This is a genomic window from Trinickia sp. Y13, from assembly GCF_029522115.1.
In the GTDB taxonomy this organism is placed as follows: Bacteria; Pseudomonadota; Gammaproteobacteria; order Burkholderiales; family Burkholderiaceae; genus Trinickia.
Map to the genome: position 1 here is coordinate 414,972 of NZ_JAKWFK010000002.1, position 20,508 is coordinate 435,479.

Below are 20,508 nucleotides of genomic sequence, written 5' to 3' on the forward strand. Positions count from 1 at the left end.
ACCATGACCCAGCACTTTACGATCACCGAGCTTGCGCGTGAATTCGATGTCACGCCCCGCGCCATTCGCTTCTACGAGGATCAAGGGCTGCTCGCGCCGAGCAGGGAAGGCGCAAGCGGCCTACGGCGCGTCTACTCGAGCCGCGACCGCACGCGGCTCAAGCTCACGCTGCGCGGCAAGCGGCTCGGCTTCACGCTGTCGGAGATTCGCGAATTGCTCGATCTGTACGAATCGCCCACCGATACCGTGCCGCAATTGCACGCGTTCCTCGCGACCATCGCCGAGCACCGCCAAGTGTTGGAGCGCCAACTGGAGGATTTGAACGCGACGCTGGAAGATCTTGCACAGTACGAGTCGCAGTGCCGCTCGATGCTGGCCGAAAACGGCGTGGACGCCGGGCGCGCGAGCGCCGCAATCGAGCGCGCCGCGCAATCAGAGGGACCATGAAGCACTTTCCTAAGCTGCTGTCGTCGCAGATCGGCTTCGATGTCGCGCAAACGATGCTCGAAGGCTTCAACCGCCACTACAGCCACTTTCGCGCTGCAGCCGTGCACGCCAAGACGCTGTTCGAGACCGCCGACTGGCTCGCGCTGCAAAAACTCGCACGCGATCGGATCGCCTCCTACGACGATCGCGTCGACGAATGCGTGCGGCTGCTCGAAGACGAATACGACGCCGAAAACATCGACGACGAAGTCTGGCAGCAGATCAAGCTGCACTACATCGGCCTGCTGACGCACCATCTGCAGCCCGAATGCGCCGAGACGTTCTTCAATTCGGTGTGCTGCAAGATCTTGCACCGGTCGTATTTCAACAACGACTTCATTTTCGTGCGGCCCGTCATCTCCACGGAATATTTGGAGAACGAGGAACCCGCGGCAAAGCCGACCTATCGCGCGTACTACCCGGGCAAGGATGGGCTGGCCGCCACGCTAGAGCGCATCGTCACGAACTTCCAACTCGACCACCCGTTCGAGGATTTGAAGCGCGACGTCGCCTGCATCATCGATGCGATCCACGAAAACTACGGGCCGTTTGCGGAAGCGTTCAACTTCCAAGTGCACGTGCTCTCGTCGCTGTTCTTCCGCAACAAAGCGGCCTACATCATCGGCCGCATCATCAACGGCGAGGTGCTGCTGCCTTTCGCCGTGCCGATCCGCCATGCAGCGTCGGGCCAGCTCACGCTCGACACGGTTCTGCTCAAGCGCGAGCAGTTGCAGATCATCTTCAGCTTTTCGCACTCGTATTTTCTCGTCGATATGGACGTGCCTTCCGCCTACGTCGACTTTCTCGGCACGATCATGCCGGGTAAGCCGAAAGCGGAAATCTACACTTCCGTCGGCTTGCAAAAGCAAGGTAAGAACAACTTCTACCGCGATCTGCTCAGACATCTGTCCCACTCGAGCGATCATTTCATCATCGCGCCCGGCATCAAGGGGCTCGTGATGGTCGTATTCACGCTGCCCTCGTTCCCGTACGTATTCAAGATCATCAAGGACGCATTTCCCGCGCCGAAGGACACCACGCGCGAGAAGATCCAAGAGAAGTACCAGCTCGTGAAACGACACGACCGGCTGGGCCGCATGGCGGACACGCTCGAGTATTCGAGCGTCGCGTTGCCGCTCGCGCGTTTGGACGAGCAGCTCATTCGCGAGTTGGAGAAAGAAGCGCCGTCGATGATCGAGTACGAGGGCGATTGCCTCGTCATCAAGCACGTCTATATCGAGCGGCGCATGGTGCCGCTCAATCTGTTCCTGCAAAACGGCACCGAAGCCGACATCGAGCACGCCATCAAGGAATACGGCGATGCGGTCAAGGAGCTCATGCAAGCGAACATCTTCCCGGGCGACATGCTCTACAAGAATTTCGGCGTGACGCGCCACGGCCGCGTCGTGTTCTACGACTACGACGAGATCGAATATCTGACCGACTGCAACGTGCGCCGCGTGCCGCAGGCGCAAACCGAGGAAGACGAGTTGTCGGCCGAGCCGTGGTACGCCGTGGCGCCCAACGATATCTTTCCCGAAACCTATTCGACGTTTCTGCTCGGCGACCCCACCGTGCGCCGTTATTTCATGCGCCATCACGCCGATTTCTTCGATCCCGCGCTTTGGCAAAAACATAAGGAATTCCTGCTCAAGGGCGAATTGCCCGACTTCTTTCCCTACGACCAAAGCGCCCGCTTCTGCGTGCGCTATCCGGAGCGCTTCGCCCAGCCGCAAGCGGCCGGCGCAGCAGGCGCGGCGCAGCACGCGCCGCCCGGTGCGCCGCGCAGCGGCGGCGGACCGGATGCGGCGCGCGCGGCATGAGTTCGGCCGCGCGCCCATGGTCGCATCTCTCATCGCCCTAGCCCGTTAGGGTCCAACCGCCACGACGCACTATGAACGATCAGAACCATCCGCTAGCTCAGCTGTTCGCCAACAACGAAGCGTGGGTCGAGCGCAAGCTCGCCGAAGACCCGCAATACTTCGCCCGCCTTGCCGATCAGCAAGCGCCAGAGTACCTGTGGATCGGCTGCTCCGATTCGCGCGTGCCCGCCAATCAGATCATCGGGTTGCCGCCCGGCGAGGTATTTGTTCATCGCAACATCGCGAACGTCGTCGTCCACTCCGATCTGAATTGCCTGTCGGTCATTCAGTTCGCCGTCGACCTGCTCAAGGTCAAGCACATCATGGTCGTGGGCCACTACGGGTGTTCCGGCGTCGGCGCGGCGCTGCACGATCGGCGCGTGGGCTTGGCCGACAACTGGCTGCATCACATTCACGACGTACGCGCCAAGCACGCCGCGCTGCTCGAACAGTGGCCCATGGTGGCGCGCCATCGGCGCTTGGTCGAACTGAACACGATCGAGCAGGTCGTGAACGTGTGCCGCACGACCATCGTCAACGACGCCTGGGCGCGCAGCCAGCCGCTCACCGTCCACGGCTTGGCCTACGGCGTTCACGACGGGCGCGTGCGCAACCTCGGCATGACCATCTCGAACGCCGACATGCTCGATTCGACCTATCGACGCTGCGTCGCCGCGCTCTCGGCGCAGCAAGCCGGCTCGGCGCAAAACGACGTCGTCGCTGCCGATGCCGCCACGCTCGCCAATATCGAGCAAGTCGTACAGGGTGTGATCAAGGAGATCAAACATGACTGACGCCATGCGCAACACGAACGATCCGATCGTCATCGTCTCGGCGGCCCGCACACCGATGGCCGGCTTCCAAGGCGAATTCGCTTCGCTGACCGCGCCGCAACTCGGCGCGGCGGCGATCGCCGCTGCGTTGGAACGCTCGGGACTGACGCCGCAGCAAGTGGAAGAAGTGCTGATGGGGTGCGTGCTGCCCGCCGGCCTCGGCCAGGCGCCCGCGCGCCAAGCGGCGCTCGGCGCGGGCCTGCCGCTCGCGACGGGCTGCACGACCGTCAACAAGATGTGCGGCTCGGGCATGCGCACCGCCATGTTCGCGCACGACATGCTCGCGGCCGGCTCGGTCGAGGTCGTGGTCGCGGGCGGCATGGAGAGCATGACCAATGCGCCATATCTGCTGCCCAAGGCGCGCGCCGGCATGCGCATGGGGCACGGCCAAGTGCTCGATCACATGTTCCTCGACGGCCTGGAAGACGCTTACGAGAAAGGCCGCCTCATGGGCGCCTTCGCTGAGGAGTGCGCGAGCGCCTACGGCTTCACGCGCGAAGCGCAAGACGCCTTCGCCGTCGAGTCGCTCGTGCGCGCCAAGCGCGCGAACGAGGACGGCTCGTTCGCCTGGGAAATCGCGCCGGTGAAGGTCGCGGGCCGCAAAGGCGACGAGGTCACGATTTCGCGGGACGAGCAGCCGTTCAAGGCCAATCTCGAGAAGATCGCGACGCTCAAGCCTGCATTCAGCAAGACGGGCACCGTCACCGCCGCGAATTCGTCGTCGATCTCCGACGGCGCCGCGGCGCTCGTCATGATGCGCGCCTCCACGGCCGAGCGGCTCGGCGTCACGCCGCTCGCGCGCGTGGTCGGGCATGCGACGTTCGCGCAAGAACCGTCGAAGTTCACGACGGCGCCCGTCGGAGCGATTCGCACGCTGTTCACGCGCAACGGCTGGCGCGCGGGCGAGGTCGATCTCTATGAAATCAACGAAGCGTTCGCGGTCGTGACGATGGCCGCGATGAAAGACCATGAGATCCCCCATGAGAAGGTGAACGTCAACGGCGGCGCATGTGCGCTCGGTCACCCCATCGGCGCCTCGGGCGCGCGCATTCTCGTTACGCTGATCGGCGCGCTACGCGCGCGCGGCGGCAAGCGTGGCGTGGCGAGCCTGTGCATCGGCGGCGGCGAAGCGACGGCGATGGGCATCGAACTCGTCTGAGAGCGCGCACCGCTTGGGGCATGCGCCTCGTTTGTTCCGATCGGTTGAGGAGGCATTGATGAAGACAGCACTGATCGTCGGCGCATCGCGCGGCATCGGCCACGAGTTCTTGCGCCAGTACAGCGCCGCGGGCTGGCGCGTGATCGCTACGGCGCGCGATGCTCGTGCGCTGGCCGAACTCGAGGCGCTCGGCGCGCAAACCCTCGCGCTCGACGTCGCCGAACCCGTCGACATCGCGGCGCTCGAAGAAAAGCTGGCGGGCGAGCGGCTCGATTTGGCGCTCATCGTCGCCGGCGTCTATGGTCCCGCAACCGAAGGCGTCGAGGCGTTCAGCGTCGAGGACTTCGACTACGTGATGACGACGAACGTGCGCGGGCCAATGATGCTGATGCCGATATTGTTGCCGCTCGTCGAATCGGCTCAAGGCGTGTTCGGCGTGCTGTCGAGCCGCATGGGCAGCATCGCCGAAGCCACGGGCACGACGGGCTGGCTTTATCGCGCGAGCAAGGCCGCGCTGAACAGCGCATTGCGCACGGCCGCCTTGCAAACGCGACGCGCGACCTGCATCGCGCTCCATCCGGGCTGGGTGCGCACCGGCATGGGCGGTGCCCATGCGGCCATCGACGTCGAGCGCAGCGTTTCAGGCATGCGCACGGTCCTCGCCGCGGCGGCCGTCGATCGCGAAACCTATCACGGACGATTCGTCCAGTACGACGGGACGAGCATCGATTGGTAGGACCCCGTCATAGAAACTCGTAGGCAGTCCTAAGCATTTAAGATCATCGATAAGGAGACGTCGACATGGTGCTCGACCAGGATCACACAATGATCCGCGACGCTGTGCGCACCTTCGTGCGCGACGCCATCGCACCGCATGCGGCCGCATGGGACCGCGAGCGCACGTTTCCCAAAGACGTGCATCGCCAGTTGGCCGAACTTGGCGCCTATGGCGTGCTGGTTCCGACCGAATACGGCGGCGCGGGGCTCGATGCGCTTGCGCTCGCCGTCATTCTCGAGGAAATCGCGGCCGGCGACGGCGGCACCTCCACCGCCATTTCGGTCAACAACTGCCCTGTTTGCAGCATCTTGCTCGCATACGGCAGCGAGCAGCAAAAACGCGACTGGCTCACGCCGCTCGCGCGCGGCGAGATGCTCGGCGCGTTTTGCTTGACCGAACCGCAAGCGGGCTCGGACGCATCGGCGCTGCGCACGGGCGCCGTGCGCGACGGCGACGGTTATGTGATCGACGGCGTCAAGCAATTCATCACGAGCGGCAAGCACGGCGATGTCGCCATCGTCATGGCCGTCACCGACAAAACCGCGGGAAAACGCGGGATCAGCGCGTTTCTCGTGCCGACCGATACGCCCGGCTACATCGTCGCGCGGCTCGAAGACAAGCTCGGCCAGCATTCGTCGGACACGGCGCAGATCGTGTTCGAAGGCTGTCGCGTGCCGGCCGCCAATCGGATCGGCGAAGAAGGCGAAGGCTATAAAATCGCGCTCTCGGGGCTCGAGGGCGGACGCATCGGCATCGCGGCGCAAAGCGTCGGCATGGCGCGCGCCGCATTCGAGGCGGCGCTCGCTTATGCGCGCGAGCGGCAAAGCTTCGGCCAACCGCTCTATGCGCACCAAGCCGTGCAGTTCCGGTTCGCGGAAATGGCCACGCAGCTCGAAGCCGCCCGCCAGCTCGTGTGGCACGCCGCATCGCTCAAGGACGCAGGCCTGCCGTGTCTGACCGAAGCGGCGATGGCAAAGCTCTTCGCGTCGGAAGCAGCCGAACGCATCTGCTCGGCGGCGCTGCAAGCGTTCGGCGGGTACGGCTACGTCAGCGACTTCCCCGTCGAACGCATCTATCGCGATGTGCGCGTCTGCCAAATCTACGAGGGCACGAGCGACATCCAGAAAATCTTGATCGCTCGAGGCCTGAGCGCATGACGGGCTCGGCCAAGCGGCCAGCGCCGCTCGATTGCCCGTGCGGCGGCGCGGCCCCGGGGCGTCCGCCCTCGGCCCGTGCCCCGCGCTTCGCGGCCTGCTGCGGTCCCTACCTCGACGGACGAGCCATCGCACCGAGCGCGCTCGAACTCATGCGTTCGCGCTACTCGGCATATGTGCTCGGCCACACGGACTATCTGCGCGCGACGTGGGATCCTGCCACCTGCCCTGCCGATCTCGACGCCGACCCGGACGCACCCGATGCGCCGCGCTGGCTCGGCTTGCAGATCAAGCGCTTCGAGCAACGAGACGCGCGTCATGCGATCGTCGAATTCGTGGCGCGCTACAAGAGCGGCGGGCGCGGTCACCGCCTGCACGAAGTAAGCCGCTTCGTGCGCGACGATGGCGATGAACGCTGGCGCTACGTGGACGGCGACGTTAGCGAGCGCTGACTTACCTCTACCCGTCGGCGGTCTTTGTCACGGCAAAGATTGCCGATGCCGCCACTCGGGCCGCGCCGCGCCCCGGGTTCTCCTGCATTGCACGAAATATTTCGGCGACGCTACGATGACCTCGCTTGTGATGCATCGGCTCGGACGTCCCGCGACGCCCCGGCGCGCACCCATGCCGGCGACAACCCGCTTGCTCGAGGCTAGTAGTAACCCTTAGCAAATCGTCGCCATGTAGCACCTTTCCGTTGTTTTGCACCATCGGCTGCCGTGATTTCGCCGCCGAAGGGACGAATTGCGGCCCGCGTCGGCCTCTTTTCGCGCAACGGGGCCGCGAGCGACTCGCGGATACTAATCGAGCCGAGCGGAAAAGCAATGCCAGCTTGGAAGTCGCGATGCATTTTTGGGAATTGGGGCAGACACGCGCATGAGTTTGAAGAACGTATTCGTCGGTTGTTTGTGTGCGTGCGCATGGGCCGGCGCTTTCGCCGGTTCGGCCGGAAGTGCACAGTCGGCCGGCGAGGCGATGCGCGAAATCTCGCTCGCCTCGAACGACGCTCGCCCGCTTTCGCGGGCATCGATCGCCCCGCTCGAATTCGGCCACGGGCCCTACGCCCTGCCTGCGCTCGCCGGCAATCTCAACGAGCAGATCGTGCGCATTCCCGTCGATGCCGAGGGGACCATCACGCTCGAGGCGACCATTTACAAACCCGACGGCGCGGGGCCGTTCCCGCTCGTCGTGTTCAATCACGGAAAAATCGAAGGCGATCCGCGCGCGCAATCGCGCAGCCGGCCGTTGTCGTTCGCGCGCGAATTCGTTAAGCGCGGATACGCCGTCGTCGCACCCAATCGCGAAGGCTTCGCGGGCTCGGGCGGCACGTACCGTCAAGAAGGCTGCAACGTCGAGCGCAACGGCATCGCGCAAGCGCAAGACGTGAAAGCCACGATCGCCTATATGTCGGCACAATCGTATGTCGACGCATCGCACATCGTCGTCGCCGGCACCTCGCACGGCGGACTCACCACGATCGCTTATGGCATGGATGCCGCCCGAGGCGTGCGCGGTCTCATCAATTTCTCGGGCGGGTTGCGGCAGGACGCCTGCGCCGGCTGGCAAGACAATCTGACGCGTGCGTTCGAGCAGTACGGGCAAGCCGTGCGCTTGCCGTCGTTGTGGATCTACGGCGACAACGATTCGGTGTGGAGCCCCGATTTGACGCAGCGTATGTACGCCGCTTATGTCGCGCACGGCGCGCAAGCGAAAATGGTCGACTTCGGCGATTACAAGAACGACGCGCATCGGCTCGTCGTCGATCGCGACGGCGTGAGAGTCTGGTGGCCGGCCGTGGACGCCTTCCTCGAGCGCATCGGCATGCCGACGCACGTGCAATACCAGGTCAAAGGCCCCGCGCTGCCGCCCGCGTCGGGATACGCGACCGTCGATTCCATTCGCTCGGTTCCTTATGTCGATGCGGCGGGACGCGAGGCGTATCGCAAGTTCCTGAGCCAGTACCCGACGCGTGCGTTCGCTGTGTCGTCCTCGGGCGCATGGTCGTGGGCGGAAGGCGGGGACGATCCGATGTCGGTCGCGCTCGCGAACTGCCGCAAAGAAAACGGCAATTCGCCTTGCCAGCTCTATGCGGTCGATAACGAGGTCGTCTGGCACGACAAATCGGCGAGTTCGCAAACGGCCTCGTCGAACGCGCACGAAGACGCGCCTGCGATGGCTATGGAACAGCCGGCGCTTGCAAGCCGGGACTGAGCCGATCGCCCCTCGCGACGCAAACCGCGCTTTCCCGTCTTCATCCTTCCCTCCAAACGCCGTGATGGCCTGCTCCACGCAGGCTGGCATTTCAGCAGTCAAACCTCACACGTTTGAGCACGGCCCCTCGATTCAGCTTTCGCGCATCGCGTGTAAATCGGTTCCATCCCGGGCCGCCATAAATTTTTTTCCGAGGCCGGACTCACTCTGACGTCGTCAATTCAGTCCATCTCGATCGATTTGATTCGAAGCGTCGCGAGCTGCGCCGAACTGCCCGGAACGAGCACTTCGCGCGCGCCATTCGGGTAGGTGCAATCGCTCGCCGAACGCGCTAATCTCACGCCGGTTTTGTCCGTGAGGCGCGGCCCTACAGATGCGAATAGACCAACCTGTCACGCATTTTCGTAGCAGCGAGCGGTACGACGCGGACGTTCATCCCATGGAGCGGTGATTGAATACGCAAGTCGTCGACGATCGAAATACGCAGGCTAGCGACTGGGTTGCGCGCAGCCTGCGCGCCGTCTGGCACCCCTGCACGCAGATGAAGCATCACGAGCGCCTGCCGCTCGTCGCGCTCGCGCGCGGCAAGGGCGCATGGCTTTACGACCGCGACGGCCGCCGCTATCTCGATGCCATCAGCTCTTGGTGGGTCAACCTCTTCGGTCACGCGAACGAGGACATCAACGCGGCGTTGAAGACGCAGCTCGAAACGCTCGAGCACGCCATGCTGGCAGGCTGTACGCACGAAAGCGCGGTCGAACTCGCCGAGCGTTTGTCGGCGCTCACGCAGGGCACGCTCGGACACGCATTCTTCGCCTCGGACGGCGCTTGCGCCGTCGAAATCGCGCTGAAGATGAGCGCGCACTACTGGCGCAATCGCGGCCGCGCGGAGAAACGCGAATTCGTCTGCGTTGCGGGCGGCTATCACGGCGAAACGATCGGTGCGCTAGGCGTGACGGACGTCGCGTTGTTTAGGGATGCTTACGATCCGCTCATACGCGGCGCACACGTCGTCGCCTCGCCCGACGCACGGTCGGCCGAGCCGGGAGAGCGCGCTGCCGACGTCGCCGCGCGCGCGCTCGAACACGTGCGCAAGCTGTTCGACGCGCGCGCTTCGCACCTCGCCGCGCTCATCGTCGAGCCGCTCGTGCAATGCGCGAGCGGCATGGCGATGCACGACACGTCGTACATCGCGGGCCTGCGCAAGCTGTGCGATGCCTACGACGTGCATTTGATCGCCGACGAGATCGCCGTGGGCTGCGGCCGCACCGGCACCTTCTTCGCGTGCGAGCAAGCACAGGTGTGGCCCGACTTTCTGTGCTTGTCCAAAGGCATTAGCGGCGGATACCTGCCGTTATCGCTCGTGCTCTCGCGCGACGCGATCTATGCCGCGTTTTACGACGACGACACCACGCGCGGCTTCTTGCATTCGCATTCGTACACGGGCAATCCGCTCGCTTGCCGCGCCGCGCTTGCTACGCTCGATCTCATCGAGCGCGGCGACGTCTTGGCCTCGAACGAAAGAAAATCGGCCGCGTTGATGGAGGCGCTCGGGCCGTTGAGGGCGCACGAGCGCGTGCGCCACTTGCGGCGCAGGGGCACGATCGTCGCGTTCGACGTCGTGCTCGAACGCGCGGCCGCCAGCGCGTTTTCGCGGCGCTTTTTCGAGCAAGCGTTATCGCACGAATTGCTGCTGCGCCCGATCGGCACGACGGTCTACTTGATGCCGCCATATATTTTGGACTCCGAAACGATCGCGCTGCTCGCCTCGCGCACGCTCGCGACGCTCCAAGCAACGCTCTCGGACGGAACTCACTGATGCTACTGCTCGATACCTTGCATGAAGGCCTTGCGGATCTCGAAGCGCGCGGCTTGACGCGTCGGCGACGGATCGCCGATACGCCGTGCGCGGCGCGGATGACCGTCGATGGCGAGGCGATCGTCGGCTTCGCGAGCAACGACTATCTCGGGCTCGCGGCGCACCCTCGCTTGAGCGAGGCCTTGGCCGAAGGCGCGCGCCTCTATGGCGCGGGCAGCGGCGGCTCTCATCTGCTCGGCGGGCATTCGCGTGCGCATGCTCGCCTCGAAGAGGAACTCGCCGCCTTCGCCGGCGGCTTCGTCGACGCGCCGCGCGCGCTGACGTTCTCGACCGGCTACATGTCGAACCTGGCGACGGTGACGGCGCTCGCCGGACGCGGCGCGGCATTGTTCTCCGATGCCCTCAATCATGCGTCGCTAATCGATGGGGCGCGCCTTGCGCGCGCCGACGTCCACATTTATCCGCACGCCGATACCGAAGCGCTTGCCGCTATGCTCGACGCGTCCGACGCCGCGACCAAGGTCATCGTCACCGACGCCGTGTTCAGCATGGACGGCGATATCGCGCCCCTTCCCCGGCTCGTCGAGCTTGCCGAGCGCCACGGCACGTGGCTCGTCGTCGACGACGCACATGGCTTCGGCGTGCTCGGCCCGCAAGGGCGCGGCGCGCTCGCGCAAGCCGCGTTGCGCTCGCCGCACCTCGTCTACTTGTGCACGTTCGGCAAGGCAGCGGGCGTGGCCGGAGCCGGCGTCGTCGCGCACGAGACCGTGATCGAATGGCTGCTGCAACGCGCGCGGCCTTATATCTTCACAACGGCCGCCCCCCCGGCCGTCGCACACGCGGTATCGGCCAGTCTCGCACTGATCTCGGGCGAGGAAGGACAGACGCGGCGCCAGCACCTCGCAGGGTTGATCGCACGCACGCGCGAAATCTTGCACGAGACGCCTTGGCGGGCGATCGATTCGCCGACCGCCGTGCAGCCCCTCGTGGTGGGCAGCAACGAAGACACGCTCGCACTTGCCGCCCATCTCGGCGAGCAAGGTTTGTGGGTGCCCGCGATCCGGCCGCCGACGGTGCCGGCCGGTACCTCGCGCTTGCGTATTTCGCTGTCGGCCGGGCACGGCTTCGACGACCTCGACCGGTTGCAAGCGGCCCTCGTCCGCACGGGAGCATTCGCTTGAACCCCGCTCTTTCGCTTTTCGTGACGGGCACCGATACGGAGATCGGCAAAACGCTCGTCTCCTGTGCGCTGTTGCGCGGCTTTGCTCGAACCGGCCTGTCCGCGGCCGCCATGAAACCGATCGCCGCTGGCGCGCATTTCGATGCGGAAGACGGGCTGTGGCACAACGAGGATGCCGACCAACTCGATGCCGCCGCCGGCGCCATCTTGCCGCCCGACGTGAGAACGCCCTATCTGCTCAAGGCGCCGGCCGCCCCCCACATCGTCGCGGCGCGGGAAGGCCGATCGCTGGAACTTGCGCCGATCGTCGACTGTCATCGCGAAGCGATGCGGCGCGCCGATGTGGTCGTCGTCGAAGGCGTGGGCGGTTTTCGCGTTCCGCTCGACGACGAACGCGATACGGCCGACCTCGCCGTCGCGCTCGCGCTGCCGGTGCTCCTCGTGGTCGGCTTGCGCTTGGGCTGCATCAATCACGCGCTGCTCACGGCCGATGCGATTGCCGCGCGCGGCTTGCGCCTCGTCGGCTGGGTCGCCAACATCGTCGACCCCGCCATGCAGTTCATCGACGAGAACATCGACACGGTGCGCGCGCGGCTCGAACGTGAACATCGCGCGCCGCTCATCGGCACGGTGCCGCACCTGACACCGCCCTCGCCCGAGCAGGCCTCGACCCATCTGGACATCGACGGGCTCGTGCGCGCGTTGCAGCCGAACGCTTGAGCGGCCCTCATCCCTTGCCTTTCGATTCGATCGAATCCCAACCAGGACGAACGACATGACAGAAGCTCAACACGCTACGCCCGCAGCGCCCGCCATCACCGAGACGACGCAGGTTCCCGATGCGGCGCGCACCGCCCAGCGCTGGCGCGTCGCCGACGTGATCGCGCTCTACGAACTCCCGTTCAACGACCTGCTCTATCGTGCGCAACAAGTCCATCGCGAGCACTTCGACGGCAACACGGTGCAGCTCTCGACACTCCTTTCGATCAAGACGGGCGGCTGCGAGGAGGATTGCAAGTACTGCTCGCAGTCATCGCACTACGACACGGGTTTGAAAGCGGAAAAGCTGATGGACGTCGAAGCGGTGCTCGACGCCGCACGCCTGGCCAAGGAAAACGGCGCTACGCGCTTTTGCATGGGCGCGGCTTGGCGCAGCCCGAAGGATCGCCACCTCGAACCGATCAAGGAGATGATTCGCGGCGTGAAGGCCATGGGGATGGAAACGTGCATGACGCTCGGCATGCTCGAATCGCATCAAGCACATGCGCTGCGCGAAGCGGGGCTCGATTACTACAATCACAACCTCGATACGTCGCCCGAGTTCTACGGGCAAATCATTTCCACCCGCAGCTATCAGGAGCGGCTCGATACGCTCGACCATGTGCGCGACGCCGGGATCAACGTCTGCTGCGGCGGCATCGTCGGCATGGGCGAATCGCGCCGCGAGCGCGCGGGCCTCATCGCGCAACTCGCGAACATGGACCCTTACCCCGAGTCGGTGCCGATCAACAACCTCGTTGCCATCGAAGGCACGCCGCTCGGTCATGTCGATCCGATCGACCCCTTCGAGTTCGTGCGCACGATCGCCGTGGCCCGCATCACGATGCCCCGCGCCGTCGTGCGCCTCTCTGCGGGCCGGCAACAGATGGACGATGCGCTGCAGGCGCTCTGCTTTCTCGCCGGGGCCAACTCGATGTTCTACGGCGATCAATTGCTGACGACTGGCAACCCGCAAGCCGATGCCGATCGCAAGTTGCTCGAGCGGCTCGGGATTCGCGCGCAGAGCGCGCAGGCCGCTGCCGCAGGCTGACGGCCTCGAACGAGTGAGCGCTGGGAGCGTGGCTGGGAGCACGCTCCCAGCCGCGCCTTACTCGGCTTCGTCCGCGAAGCGAATCACGCGAAACCGGCTCGCCTCGTCGGCGCTAGCCGCGCTGGCGGCAAGATGTTCGTGAGGGCGGCCGATGTCGATGCGCGACACGTATCCGTCATTGCCGTTGCGCAACGTCATCAGCGTCTGATCGGCATCGGCGTACGCATAGGAAAATTCGGTCCAGCCGTCCTTGCGCGCCGTGAGGAGGTGCGCCACATGCGGCGTGGCAGGGTCCGGCGCGACGTTCCAATATCGCTCCGTTGCCGCGTTGTAGAGCGCCACGGTGGCATCGCCGCCGCCGAACGTCGCGCTCAACTTGCAACTGTCGTCCGCTCGATTCTTTTTGATCGTGACGTCGCCGTACGGGCTCGTGCAGACGAACCGGCCATTCTCGGTCATGAGGTAAATCGTTTCGGTATGCATCGTTTGACTCGATTCGGTTAGGAGGCGACATCATCGGGCCGATTGGCGCGCGCGGGCGGGATTGCGCTGGATTTCGGATCGAATCACGGGGTGATGCCATCACCGATCGGTCGCCGATTGCCTGCGCGACGCCGCGACGTTGGCCGTAAAATAGCGGCCAACGTCCATCGATACGGGCCGTGCGTTCCTCGTGCACCCTAGGGGCTGGCGGCCAGCGCAAGCCCGTTATTAGCGTAAACATGCCCTAGCATGAAGATCGTCTTTTACACCCCGCAGGCCGACGACGCGCCGGCCTGGCTGGCGTCGCTCGCGCGCGCGTTGCCCGCGGCCGATGTGCGTCTATGGACGCCCGGCGACACGGCTGCCGCCGACTTCGCCATCGTCTGGCGCCCGCCCGCCGAGTTATTTGCCCCGCGCGAGGGCTTGCGCGCCATCTTCGTGCTCGGCGCGGGCGTCGATGCGTTGCTCTCGCTCGAACGAACGAGACCCGGTACGCTGCCCCCCGATGTTCCGCTCGTGCGGCTCGAGGATACGGGCATGGCCGCGCAAATGGCAGAGTACGCCGTGTACGCCGCGCTGCGCTACCTGCGCCGCTTCGACGAATACGACCTAGCGCAGCGGCAGCACGACGAACGAGCACGGTGGCGCGTGCTCGAACCGCATGCGCCCGAAACGTTCCATGTGGGCGTGCTCGGCCTGGGGGCGCTGGGGGCGCAGGTCGCGAAGTCGCTGGCATCGTTCGGCTTGCCCGTGCGCGGTTACAGCCGCAGCGAAAAAACGATCGACGGCGTCGCGACGTTCGCCGGCGAGCGCGAACTGCCAGCGTTCTTGGAAGGCCTCAAGCTCGTCGTCAATCTGCTGCCGAGCACGCCCGCGACCGACGGCATCCTGAACCGGACGACGTTTTCTCGTCTCGCTCACGGCGCCTACCTCGTCAACCTGGCTCGAGGCGCGCATCTGATCGAACGGGATCTGATCGACGCCATCGATACGGGCCGTCTCGCGGCCGCCACGCTCGACGTCTTTTGCGAGGAGCCGCTGCCACACGATCATCCGTTCTGGCGCATGCCGCGCGTGACGATCACCCCGCATATCGCGGCGCTGACGTTGCGAGAGCCTGCCGTCGAACAAATTGCGCGTAAGATTGACGCACTCGCGCGCGGCGACGCCATCGGCGGCATCGTCGACCGCCGGCGCGGTTACTAGCATTCACGGATTCAAGCATACGAAGCTGAGCAACCGAGTGTGCGCTTTCACAGCGTCTAACCGATTTGCTTAGTATTCCGAACGAGTTTATCGAGGAGACATTCCATGTCTTTGCCGACTGCAGTCAAAATCGTCGAAGTCGGCCCGCGCGACGGGCTGCAAAACGAAAAGCAGTTCGTGCCCACCGAGGTCAAGATCGATCTCGTCAATCGTCTGTCGGCAGCAGGGTTTCGCAATATCGAAGCGGCGGCGTTCGTCTCGCCGAAATGGGTGCCGCAGATGGCCGACGGCGCGCAGGTCATGAGCGCCATCGAACGCCGCGAAGGTACGATCTATTCGGTGCTGACGCCGAACATGAAAGGTTTCGACGGCGCCCTTGCCGCGCATGCCGATGAGATCGTGATCTTCGGAGCGGCAAGCGAAGCGTTCTCGCAGAAGAACATCAACTGCAGCATCGCCGAGAGCATCGCGCGCTTCGAACCTGTCGCGCGCGCCGCCAAGGAGTCCGGCATGCGCGTGCGCGGCAGCATCTCTTGCGCGCTCGGCTGTCCGTATCAAGGCGACGTACCGGTTCCGTCAGTGGTCGACGTCGTGCAGCGCATGGCCGCGCTCGGGTGCGATGAGATCGATATCGCCGACACGATCGGCGTCGGCACGCCGGGACGCACGCGCGAAGTGTTCGCCGCCGTCACGAAGGTGTTCCCGCGCGAGCAATTGTCGGGGCATTTCCATGACACCTACGGGCAGGCGCTCGCGAACATTTACGCATCGCTGCTCGAAGGCATCGAGATTTTTCATGCATCGGTGGCTGGACTTGGCGGTTGTCCTTACGCCAAGGGAGCGACCGGCAACGTCGCAACCGAGGACGTCTTGTATCTGATGCACGGTCTCGGCATCGACACCGGCATCGACTTGGACGCGGTGGTGGCGATCGGCGATTTCATTTCGTCGTCGATCGGCCGGCAAAACGCCTCGCGCGCGGGCCGCGCGCTGCTCGCCAAAGCGGCCAACGCCGCATGCGCATCATGAACGTGACCGCGCTGCCCGAGACGGCCCGCCGCGTCGCACTGCTGCTGCGCGAGCGCGGTCATGAAAAGCCGGTCGTCATGTTGTCGCAAACGGGGAAGACTTCAGCCGAGGCCGCGGCGGGACTCGGTTGCTCCGTCGCGCAAATCGCCAAATCGATTCTGTTTCGCCGCCGCCACGACGATGCGCCGGTGCTCGTCGTGGCAAGCGGCGTCAATCGTGTCGACGAAAAGAAGGTGGCGCAGCACGTGGGCGAGATCGGGCGCGCCGACGCAGCGTTCGTGCGGGAGAAAACGGGCTATGCGATCGGCGGTGTGTGTCCGATCGGACATCTCACGCCACCCGTCACGCTGATCGACTCCGATTTGTTGCAGCTCGACAGCCTATGGGCTGCGGCGGGGCATCCGCACGCAGTCTTCAATCTATCGCCGCAGGAACTGATCGCGCTGACCGGCGCGCCGGTGGCCGACGTCGCACTACGCGCCTAGCGCCGAACCGCCCCGGCAACCGTCGAGGCGGCGGCGCGCGGCGCGCACATCTTGACGCTGCAGGCGCGCACAAAAAAAGAAAGCCGTTCATCAACGAGGACGAACGGCGCAATTTTCGACGTGATCAGCGTCAGCGGTCATGATACCGATGCGCACCGACGCCACGCATCGGTGATTTCCCTGCAGAGCGGCAGGCGCGCCCTCACTCGCCCTTTGCACCGCGGTACGCGGCCGGCCCAGCGGCGATACGCCGCGGGGGCAGGACACGCCAGCCGAAATTGACGCCCGCTGCCGCGAGCAAGATCAGCGCGGCGCCGGCGAGTTGCACCCACGCGAGCGTCTGGCCGAACGCGAACCGGTCGCAGACGATCGCCACGATCGGATAGATGAACGAGAGCGCGGCCGTCATCGCGGTGGGCAGCTTTTGGATCGCGCCGTAAAGCAAGACGTAGACAAGCCCGGTATGCACGACGCCGATCGTGGCCAGATCGGCCCACGGCATGAACGACGTGGGCAGCGCATGCAGCGTCACGAACGGCGCGAGCAAGAAGATGCCGAGCGTGACCTGGATCAGCGCGATCAATTGCGGGGGCGTACCCTTGAGCCGCTTCGTGATGATCGATGAAACGGCGTAAAAGAAGGCGGCGGCGAGCGCATAGCCGATTCCCAGGAGGTACTGCCCGGGCACGGCCAATACCGCCGGCTCGACTTTGACGACGAGCACGAGACCGACGAAGGCGAGCGCGAGCCATGCGGCCGTCGACGCGGTGATCCGCTCGCGAAACACGACGACGCCGAGCACCACGAGCATGAACGGCTGCGTGTTGTAGGCCACGGTGGCCATCGAAATCGAAGCGCGCGAATACGCCGCGAACAGCAACACCCAGTTCGCGACGATCGCCGCGCCCCCTAGCGCCGCGAGACCGAGCACGCGCCAGGACAGCACGTCGCGACGAATCAGCCCGAGGGCTACGCAAATCGCCGCGAGCGTCGGCGCGCCGAGCAAACAACGCACGAATACGACGTTTTGCGGCGATTGCCCCGATGCAACGACGAGCCATCCGATCGTGCCCGAGATCAGCATCGCGGCGATCATCTCGATCGCGCCGCGCCGGATTTCCTTTGCTGCTTCGTTAGTCGCCACGTCAGCACCTGTCCATTTCTTGATTTTGCATTGCCCGCATTGCGCCGACGATCCTTCTTTCGGACCGCCGCCGCAACGCATCGGTCGAACGTCATGCGAATCAGTCTAGCGATTTGCGTTCGACGGCGACATAGCTAAACTTAGGAGAAATTCTGATTTTCTCTTTGAAACGAAGGCGATCATGACCAAACGCCTTTCCGGCGATGCAACGGCCTCGCTGGACGACACCGATCGGACGTTGTTGCGCCTGCTCGCACAAGACGCTCGCACAGCCACCGCCGATCTAGCGCGCGAGGTGGGGCTCTCGGCCCCGAGCACGGCCGAGCGGCTACGGCGGCTCGAAGCGCAAGGCGTCATCGAGCGCTACACGGTGCAGGTCGACCCGCGCTCGCTCGGCTACACGCTGCAGGCGATCGTTCGCGTCAAACCGCTGCCGGGGCAGTTGCATCTCGTCGAAGACGAAATCCGCCGCATTCCCGAATTCGTCGAATGCGACAAAGTGACAGGCGACGATTGCTTCGTCTGCCGCCTGTTTCTGCGCAACATCGAGGAACTCGACGGAATCTTGTCGAAGGTGGGCGAGCGAGCGGAGACGAGCACGGCCATCGTGAAGGCGACGCCAGTCGCGCGGCGCCTGCCGCCGCTCGCGCCGGGCGAGCCGCGCAAGGTGCGCGCGGCGCTCGACGCGGGGGCGGCGGCTCAGCCCAAGCCGCGAGCGCCCAAAACGCGTTCGCCCGATTCGTCGGTTTCGAAGAAATCGTGAATTTCGGCGATGAGCGCATCGGGCGCTTCTTCGGGAATGTAATGGCCGCAAGCGAGCGCGCGCCCGCTGACGTCGCGCGCGACGCTGCGCCATTCGCGCAGCGGATCGAAGCAGCGCGCGACGACGCCCTGCTCGCCCCACAGCACGCGCACGGGGCAGCCCACCTTGCGGCCGCGCTCGAGATCGGCCCGGTCGTGCTCGAGATCGATCGTGGCCGAAGCGCGATAGTCTTCGCACATGGCATGCACGGCGCCCGGCGCCGACAACGCATCGCAATAGGCTTGCAGCGCATCCGGGTCGAACGGCGCGAGCCCCGCGTGACGGCTGCCCATGACGCCCTTGACATAGGCCGCCGGATCCGCGCCGATCAGGGTTTCGGGCAAGGGCTGCGGCTGAATCAAGAAAAACCAGTGAAAGTAGGCGGTGGCGAACGCCCGGTCGGTGCCTTCGTACATCGCGAGGGTGGGTGCGATGTCGAGCAGCATCATGCGCTCGACGGCGTCCGGATGATCGAGCGCCATCCGATGGGCCACGCGCGCGCCGCGATCGTGCGCGCACACGAGAAACCGCTCGAAGCCGAAGTGACGCATGACGGCGACTTGGTCGGCGGCCATGGCGCGCTTCGAATAAGGCGCGTGCGTCTCATCGCTCGGCGGCTTGCCCGATCCCCCGTAGCCGCGCAAGTCGGTCGCGACGACGGTGAAATGCGCGGCCAAATGCGGCACACAGCGTTCCCAGATCCGGTGCGTTTGCGGATGTCCATGCATCAGCAATAACGGAGGACCTTCCCCGCCCCTCGTGCCAAAGATCTCGACGCCACCGGCGTCGACGCGAAACGGGGTAAAGTCGGCAAAACTCATCACGCTCACTCCTGCTGCTTATCGTTGTTCGAACTTCTCGTATTCTAGGCGGCCCGATGACGCGCGCTCGTTCGCCGCGCCACGAAACGTAGAAGCAGAGCACTTCTTCCAACGCCGAGCCCGCCCTTCGGCCGCTTCGCATCCCCTATAATCGAACGATCGTTCTTTTGGAAAGCAAGGAGACACGCGTCATGGCCCTGCCCGCCGTCTTACAGAATCTGACGCTGCCTGTCGTGGCGTCGCCGATGTTCATCGTCAGCTACCCCGAGCTCGTCCTGGCGCAATGCAAGGCTGGTATCGTCGGCTCGTTTCCCGCGCTGAATGCTCGGCCCGCCGAATTGCTGAACGAGTGGCTCACGCAGATGAACGAGGAGTTGGCCGCCTATCGGTCAGCGCATCCCGCTGCACGAATCGGGCCGATCGCCGTGAATCAAATCGTGCACCAGTCCAACGTGCGACTCGAGCAGGACGTGCGCGTATGCGTCGAGCACAAGGTGCCGATCTTCATCACGAGCTTGCGCGCCCCAGCCCAAGAGATCATCGACGCCGTCCACAGCTACGGCGGCATCGTACTGCACGACGTGATCAACTTGCGTCATGCGCAGAAGGCGCTCGAGGCCGGCGTGGACGGTTTGATTCTCGTGGCGGCGGGCGCGGGCGGGCACGCGGGCACGACTTCGCCGTTCGCGCTGGTGGGCGAAGTGCGGCGCATCTTCGACGGGCCGATCGTGCTCTCTGGAGCGATCGCCAATGGCGGTTCGATTCTCGCGGCCCAAGCGATGGGCGCCGATCTCGCCTACATGGGCACACGCTTCATCGCGACGCAGGAAGCGCATGCCGTCGACGATTACAAGCGCGCCATCGTCAACGCAAGTGCGTCGGATATCGTCTACACGAACTTGTTCACCGGCGTGCACGGCAACTATATCCGCGAGAGCATCGTCAACGCCGGGCTCGATCCCGAGGCGCTGCCGCAGTCCGACAAAACGCAGATGAATTTCGGCGGCGACAAGGCCAAAGCGTGGAAGGACATCTGGGGCGCGGGGCAAGGCGTCGGCTTGATGGATGACGTGCCTACCGTGGCGGAGCTCGTCGCGCGCCTCAAGCAGGAATACGACGACGCCCTTTCCCGCCTCGTCGCGGCGCGCTGAGCCTCGCCGGGCGAGACGGCGGTCTCGCTCGCGATCCATTCGCGGAACGCGTTCGCGCCGCCGTTCGCATGTTCGCACGTTCGCGCCTCGGCGGT

19 protein-coding genes and 1 pseudogene are annotated in these 20,508 nt (G+C 64.8%); 17 read left to right on the forward strand and 3 right to left on the reverse strand.

The window, feature by feature from the left end; genetic code table 11:
- Nucleotides 1-3 precede the first annotated feature (3 nt).
- The 12 genes from MMB74_RS05000 (at nucleotide 4) to bioB (ending at nucleotide 13,292) form a co-directional block, all read left to right on the forward strand.
- Nucleotides 4-447 carry a MerR family DNA-binding transcriptional regulator gene (locus MMB74_RS05000; protein WP_277427488.1) on the forward strand — a complete coding sequence of 148 codons (444 nt, stop codon included), beginning with the start codon at nucleotides 4-6 and terminating at the stop codon, nucleotides 445-447.
- On the forward strand, nucleotides 444-2,309 hold the full coding sequence (gene aceK / locus MMB74_RS05005; protein WP_277427489.1) for a bifunctional isocitrate dehydrogenase kinase/phosphatase: 1,866 nt from the start codon (nucleotides 444-446) through the stop codon (nucleotides 2,307-2,309). Before MMB74_RS05000 ends, aceK begins: the two co-directional genes overlap by 4 nt.
- 71 nt (nucleotides 2,310-2,380) lie before the next feature.
- Nucleotides 2,381-3,142, forward strand: coding sequence for a carbonate dehydratase (gene can, locus MMB74_RS05010; protein ID WP_277427490.1), 762 nt, complete (start codon nucleotides 2,381-2,383; stop codon nucleotides 3,140-3,142).
- Nucleotides 3,135-4,340 carry an acetyl-CoA C-acetyltransferase gene (locus MMB74_RS05015; RefSeq protein WP_277427491.1) on the forward strand — a complete coding sequence of 402 codons (1,206 nt, stop codon included), beginning with the start codon at nucleotides 3,135-3,137 and terminating at the stop codon, nucleotides 4,338-4,340. The genes can and MMB74_RS05015 overlap by 8 nt, the downstream gene beginning before the upstream one ends.
- A gap of 58 nt (nucleotides 4,341-4,398) precedes the next feature.
- Nucleotides 4,399-5,076 (forward strand): SDR family oxidoreductase, encoded by a 678-nt coding sequence (locus MMB74_RS05020; RefSeq protein ID WP_277427492.1) that lies wholly within the window; start codon nucleotides 4,399-4,401, stop codon nucleotides 5,074-5,076.
- A gap of 65 nt (nucleotides 5,077-5,141) precedes the next feature.
- On the forward strand, nucleotides 5,142-6,275 hold the full coding sequence (locus tag MMB74_RS05025; RefSeq protein ID WP_277427493.1) for an acyl-CoA dehydrogenase family protein: 1,134 nt from the start codon (nucleotides 5,142-5,144) through the stop codon (nucleotides 6,273-6,275).
- The gene (locus MMB74_RS05030) at nucleotides 6,272-6,724 is read left to right on the forward strand and encodes a YchJ family metal-binding protein (RefSeq protein ID WP_277427494.1); all 453 of its coding nucleotides are present in this window, start codon (nucleotides 6,272-6,274) and stop codon (nucleotides 6,722-6,724) included. The genes MMB74_RS05025 and MMB74_RS05030 overlap by 4 nt, the downstream gene beginning before the upstream one ends.
- 424 nt (nucleotides 6,725-7,148) lie before the next feature.
- Nucleotides 7,149-8,483 (forward strand): alpha/beta hydrolase, encoded by a 1,335-nt coding sequence (locus MMB74_RS05035; protein ID WP_277427495.1) that lies wholly within the window; start codon nucleotides 7,149-7,151, stop codon nucleotides 8,481-8,483.
- 451 nt (nucleotides 8,484-8,934) lie between these two features.
- Nucleotides 8,935-10,302 carry an adenosylmethionine--8-amino-7-oxononanoate transaminase gene (gene bioA / locus MMB74_RS05040; RefSeq protein ID WP_277427496.1) on the forward strand — a complete coding sequence of 456 codons (1,368 nt, stop codon included), beginning with the start codon at nucleotides 8,935-8,937 and terminating at the stop codon, nucleotides 10,300-10,302.
- Nucleotides 10,302-11,483 carry an 8-amino-7-oxononanoate synthase gene (bioF, locus tag MMB74_RS05045; RefSeq protein ID WP_277427497.1) on the forward strand — a complete coding sequence of 394 codons (1,182 nt, stop codon included), beginning with the start codon at nucleotides 10,302-10,304 and terminating at the stop codon, nucleotides 11,481-11,483. Before bioA ends, bioF begins: the two co-directional genes overlap by 1 nt.
- Nucleotides 11,480-12,202: a dethiobiotin synthase gene (bioD, locus tag MMB74_RS05050; protein WP_277427498.1), complete on the forward strand. Its 723-nt coding sequence runs from the start codon at nucleotides 11,480-11,482 to the stop codon at nucleotides 12,200-12,202. Before bioF ends, bioD begins: the two co-directional genes overlap by 4 nt.
- Nucleotides 12,203-12,257: 55 nt before the next feature.
- Nucleotides 12,258-13,292, forward strand: a complete 1,035-nt coding sequence (bioB, locus tag MMB74_RS05055; protein ID WP_277427499.1) for a biotin synthase BioB — start codon at nucleotides 12,258-12,260, stop codon at nucleotides 13,290-13,292.
- Nucleotides 13,293-13,349: 57 nt separating this feature from the next.
- Here bioB and MMB74_RS05060 read toward each other — a convergent pair whose 3' ends face one another.
- Entirely contained in the window at nucleotides 13,350-13,775 is a 426-nt protein-coding gene (locus MMB74_RS05060; RefSeq protein ID WP_277427500.1) for a hypothetical protein, read from the reverse strand.
- A gap of 249 nt (nucleotides 13,776-14,024) precedes the next feature.
- Between MMB74_RS05060 and MMB74_RS05065 the strand changes: the two genes are divergently transcribed.
- The 3 genes from MMB74_RS05065 (at nucleotide 14,025) to MMB74_RS05075 (ending at nucleotide 16,495) form a co-directional block, all read left to right on the forward strand.
- Nucleotides 14,025-14,981, forward strand: coding sequence for a glyoxylate/hydroxypyruvate reductase A (locus tag MMB74_RS05065; RefSeq protein WP_277427501.1), 957 nt, complete (start codon nucleotides 14,025-14,027; stop codon nucleotides 14,979-14,981).
- Between the two features lie 105 nt (nucleotides 14,982-15,086).
- Nucleotides 15,087-16,010: a hydroxymethylglutaryl-CoA lyase gene (locus MMB74_RS05070; protein WP_277427502.1), complete on the forward strand. Its 924-nt coding sequence runs from the start codon at nucleotides 15,087-15,089 to the stop codon at nucleotides 16,008-16,010.
- Nucleotides 16,007-16,495: a YbaK/EbsC family protein gene (locus MMB74_RS05075; protein WP_277427503.1), complete on the forward strand. Its 489-nt coding sequence runs from the start codon at nucleotides 16,007-16,009 to the stop codon at nucleotides 16,493-16,495. The genes MMB74_RS05070 and MMB74_RS05075 overlap by 4 nt, the downstream gene beginning before the upstream one ends.
- A gap of 202 nt (nucleotides 16,496-16,697) precedes the next feature.
- Here the strand turns inward: MMB74_RS05075 and MMB74_RS05080 are convergent, their stop codons facing one another.
- Nucleotides 16,698-17,639: a DMT family transporter gene (locus MMB74_RS05080; RefSeq protein WP_277427504.1), complete on the reverse strand. Its 942-nt coding sequence runs from the start codon at nucleotides 17,637-17,639 to the stop codon at nucleotides 16,698-16,700.
- A 181-nt stretch (nucleotides 17,640-17,820) separates the two neighbouring features.
- Here MMB74_RS05080 and MMB74_RS05085 point away from each other — a divergent pair.
- Nucleotides 17,821-18,285: pseudogene (locus MMB74_RS05085) on the forward strand (Lrp/AsnC family transcriptional regulator); the annotation flags it as partial.
- Nucleotides 18,286-18,338: 53 nt separating this feature from the next.
- On the opposite strand, the gene MMB74_RS05090 reads toward MMB74_RS05085, so the two are convergent.
- Nucleotides 18,339-19,262 carry an alpha/beta hydrolase gene (locus MMB74_RS05090; RefSeq protein ID WP_277427505.1) on the reverse strand — a complete coding sequence of 308 codons (924 nt, stop codon included), beginning with the start codon at nucleotides 19,260-19,262 and terminating at the stop codon, nucleotides 18,339-18,341.
- 191 nt (nucleotides 19,263-19,453) lie between these two features.
- On the opposite strand from MMB74_RS05090, the gene MMB74_RS05095 reads away from it, so the two are divergent.
- Nucleotides 19,454-20,413, forward strand: a complete 960-nt coding sequence (locus MMB74_RS05095) for a nitronate monooxygenase family protein (protein ID WP_277427506.1) — start codon at nucleotides 19,454-19,456, stop codon at nucleotides 20,411-20,413.
- Nucleotides 20,414-20,508: the final 95 nt, after the last annotated feature.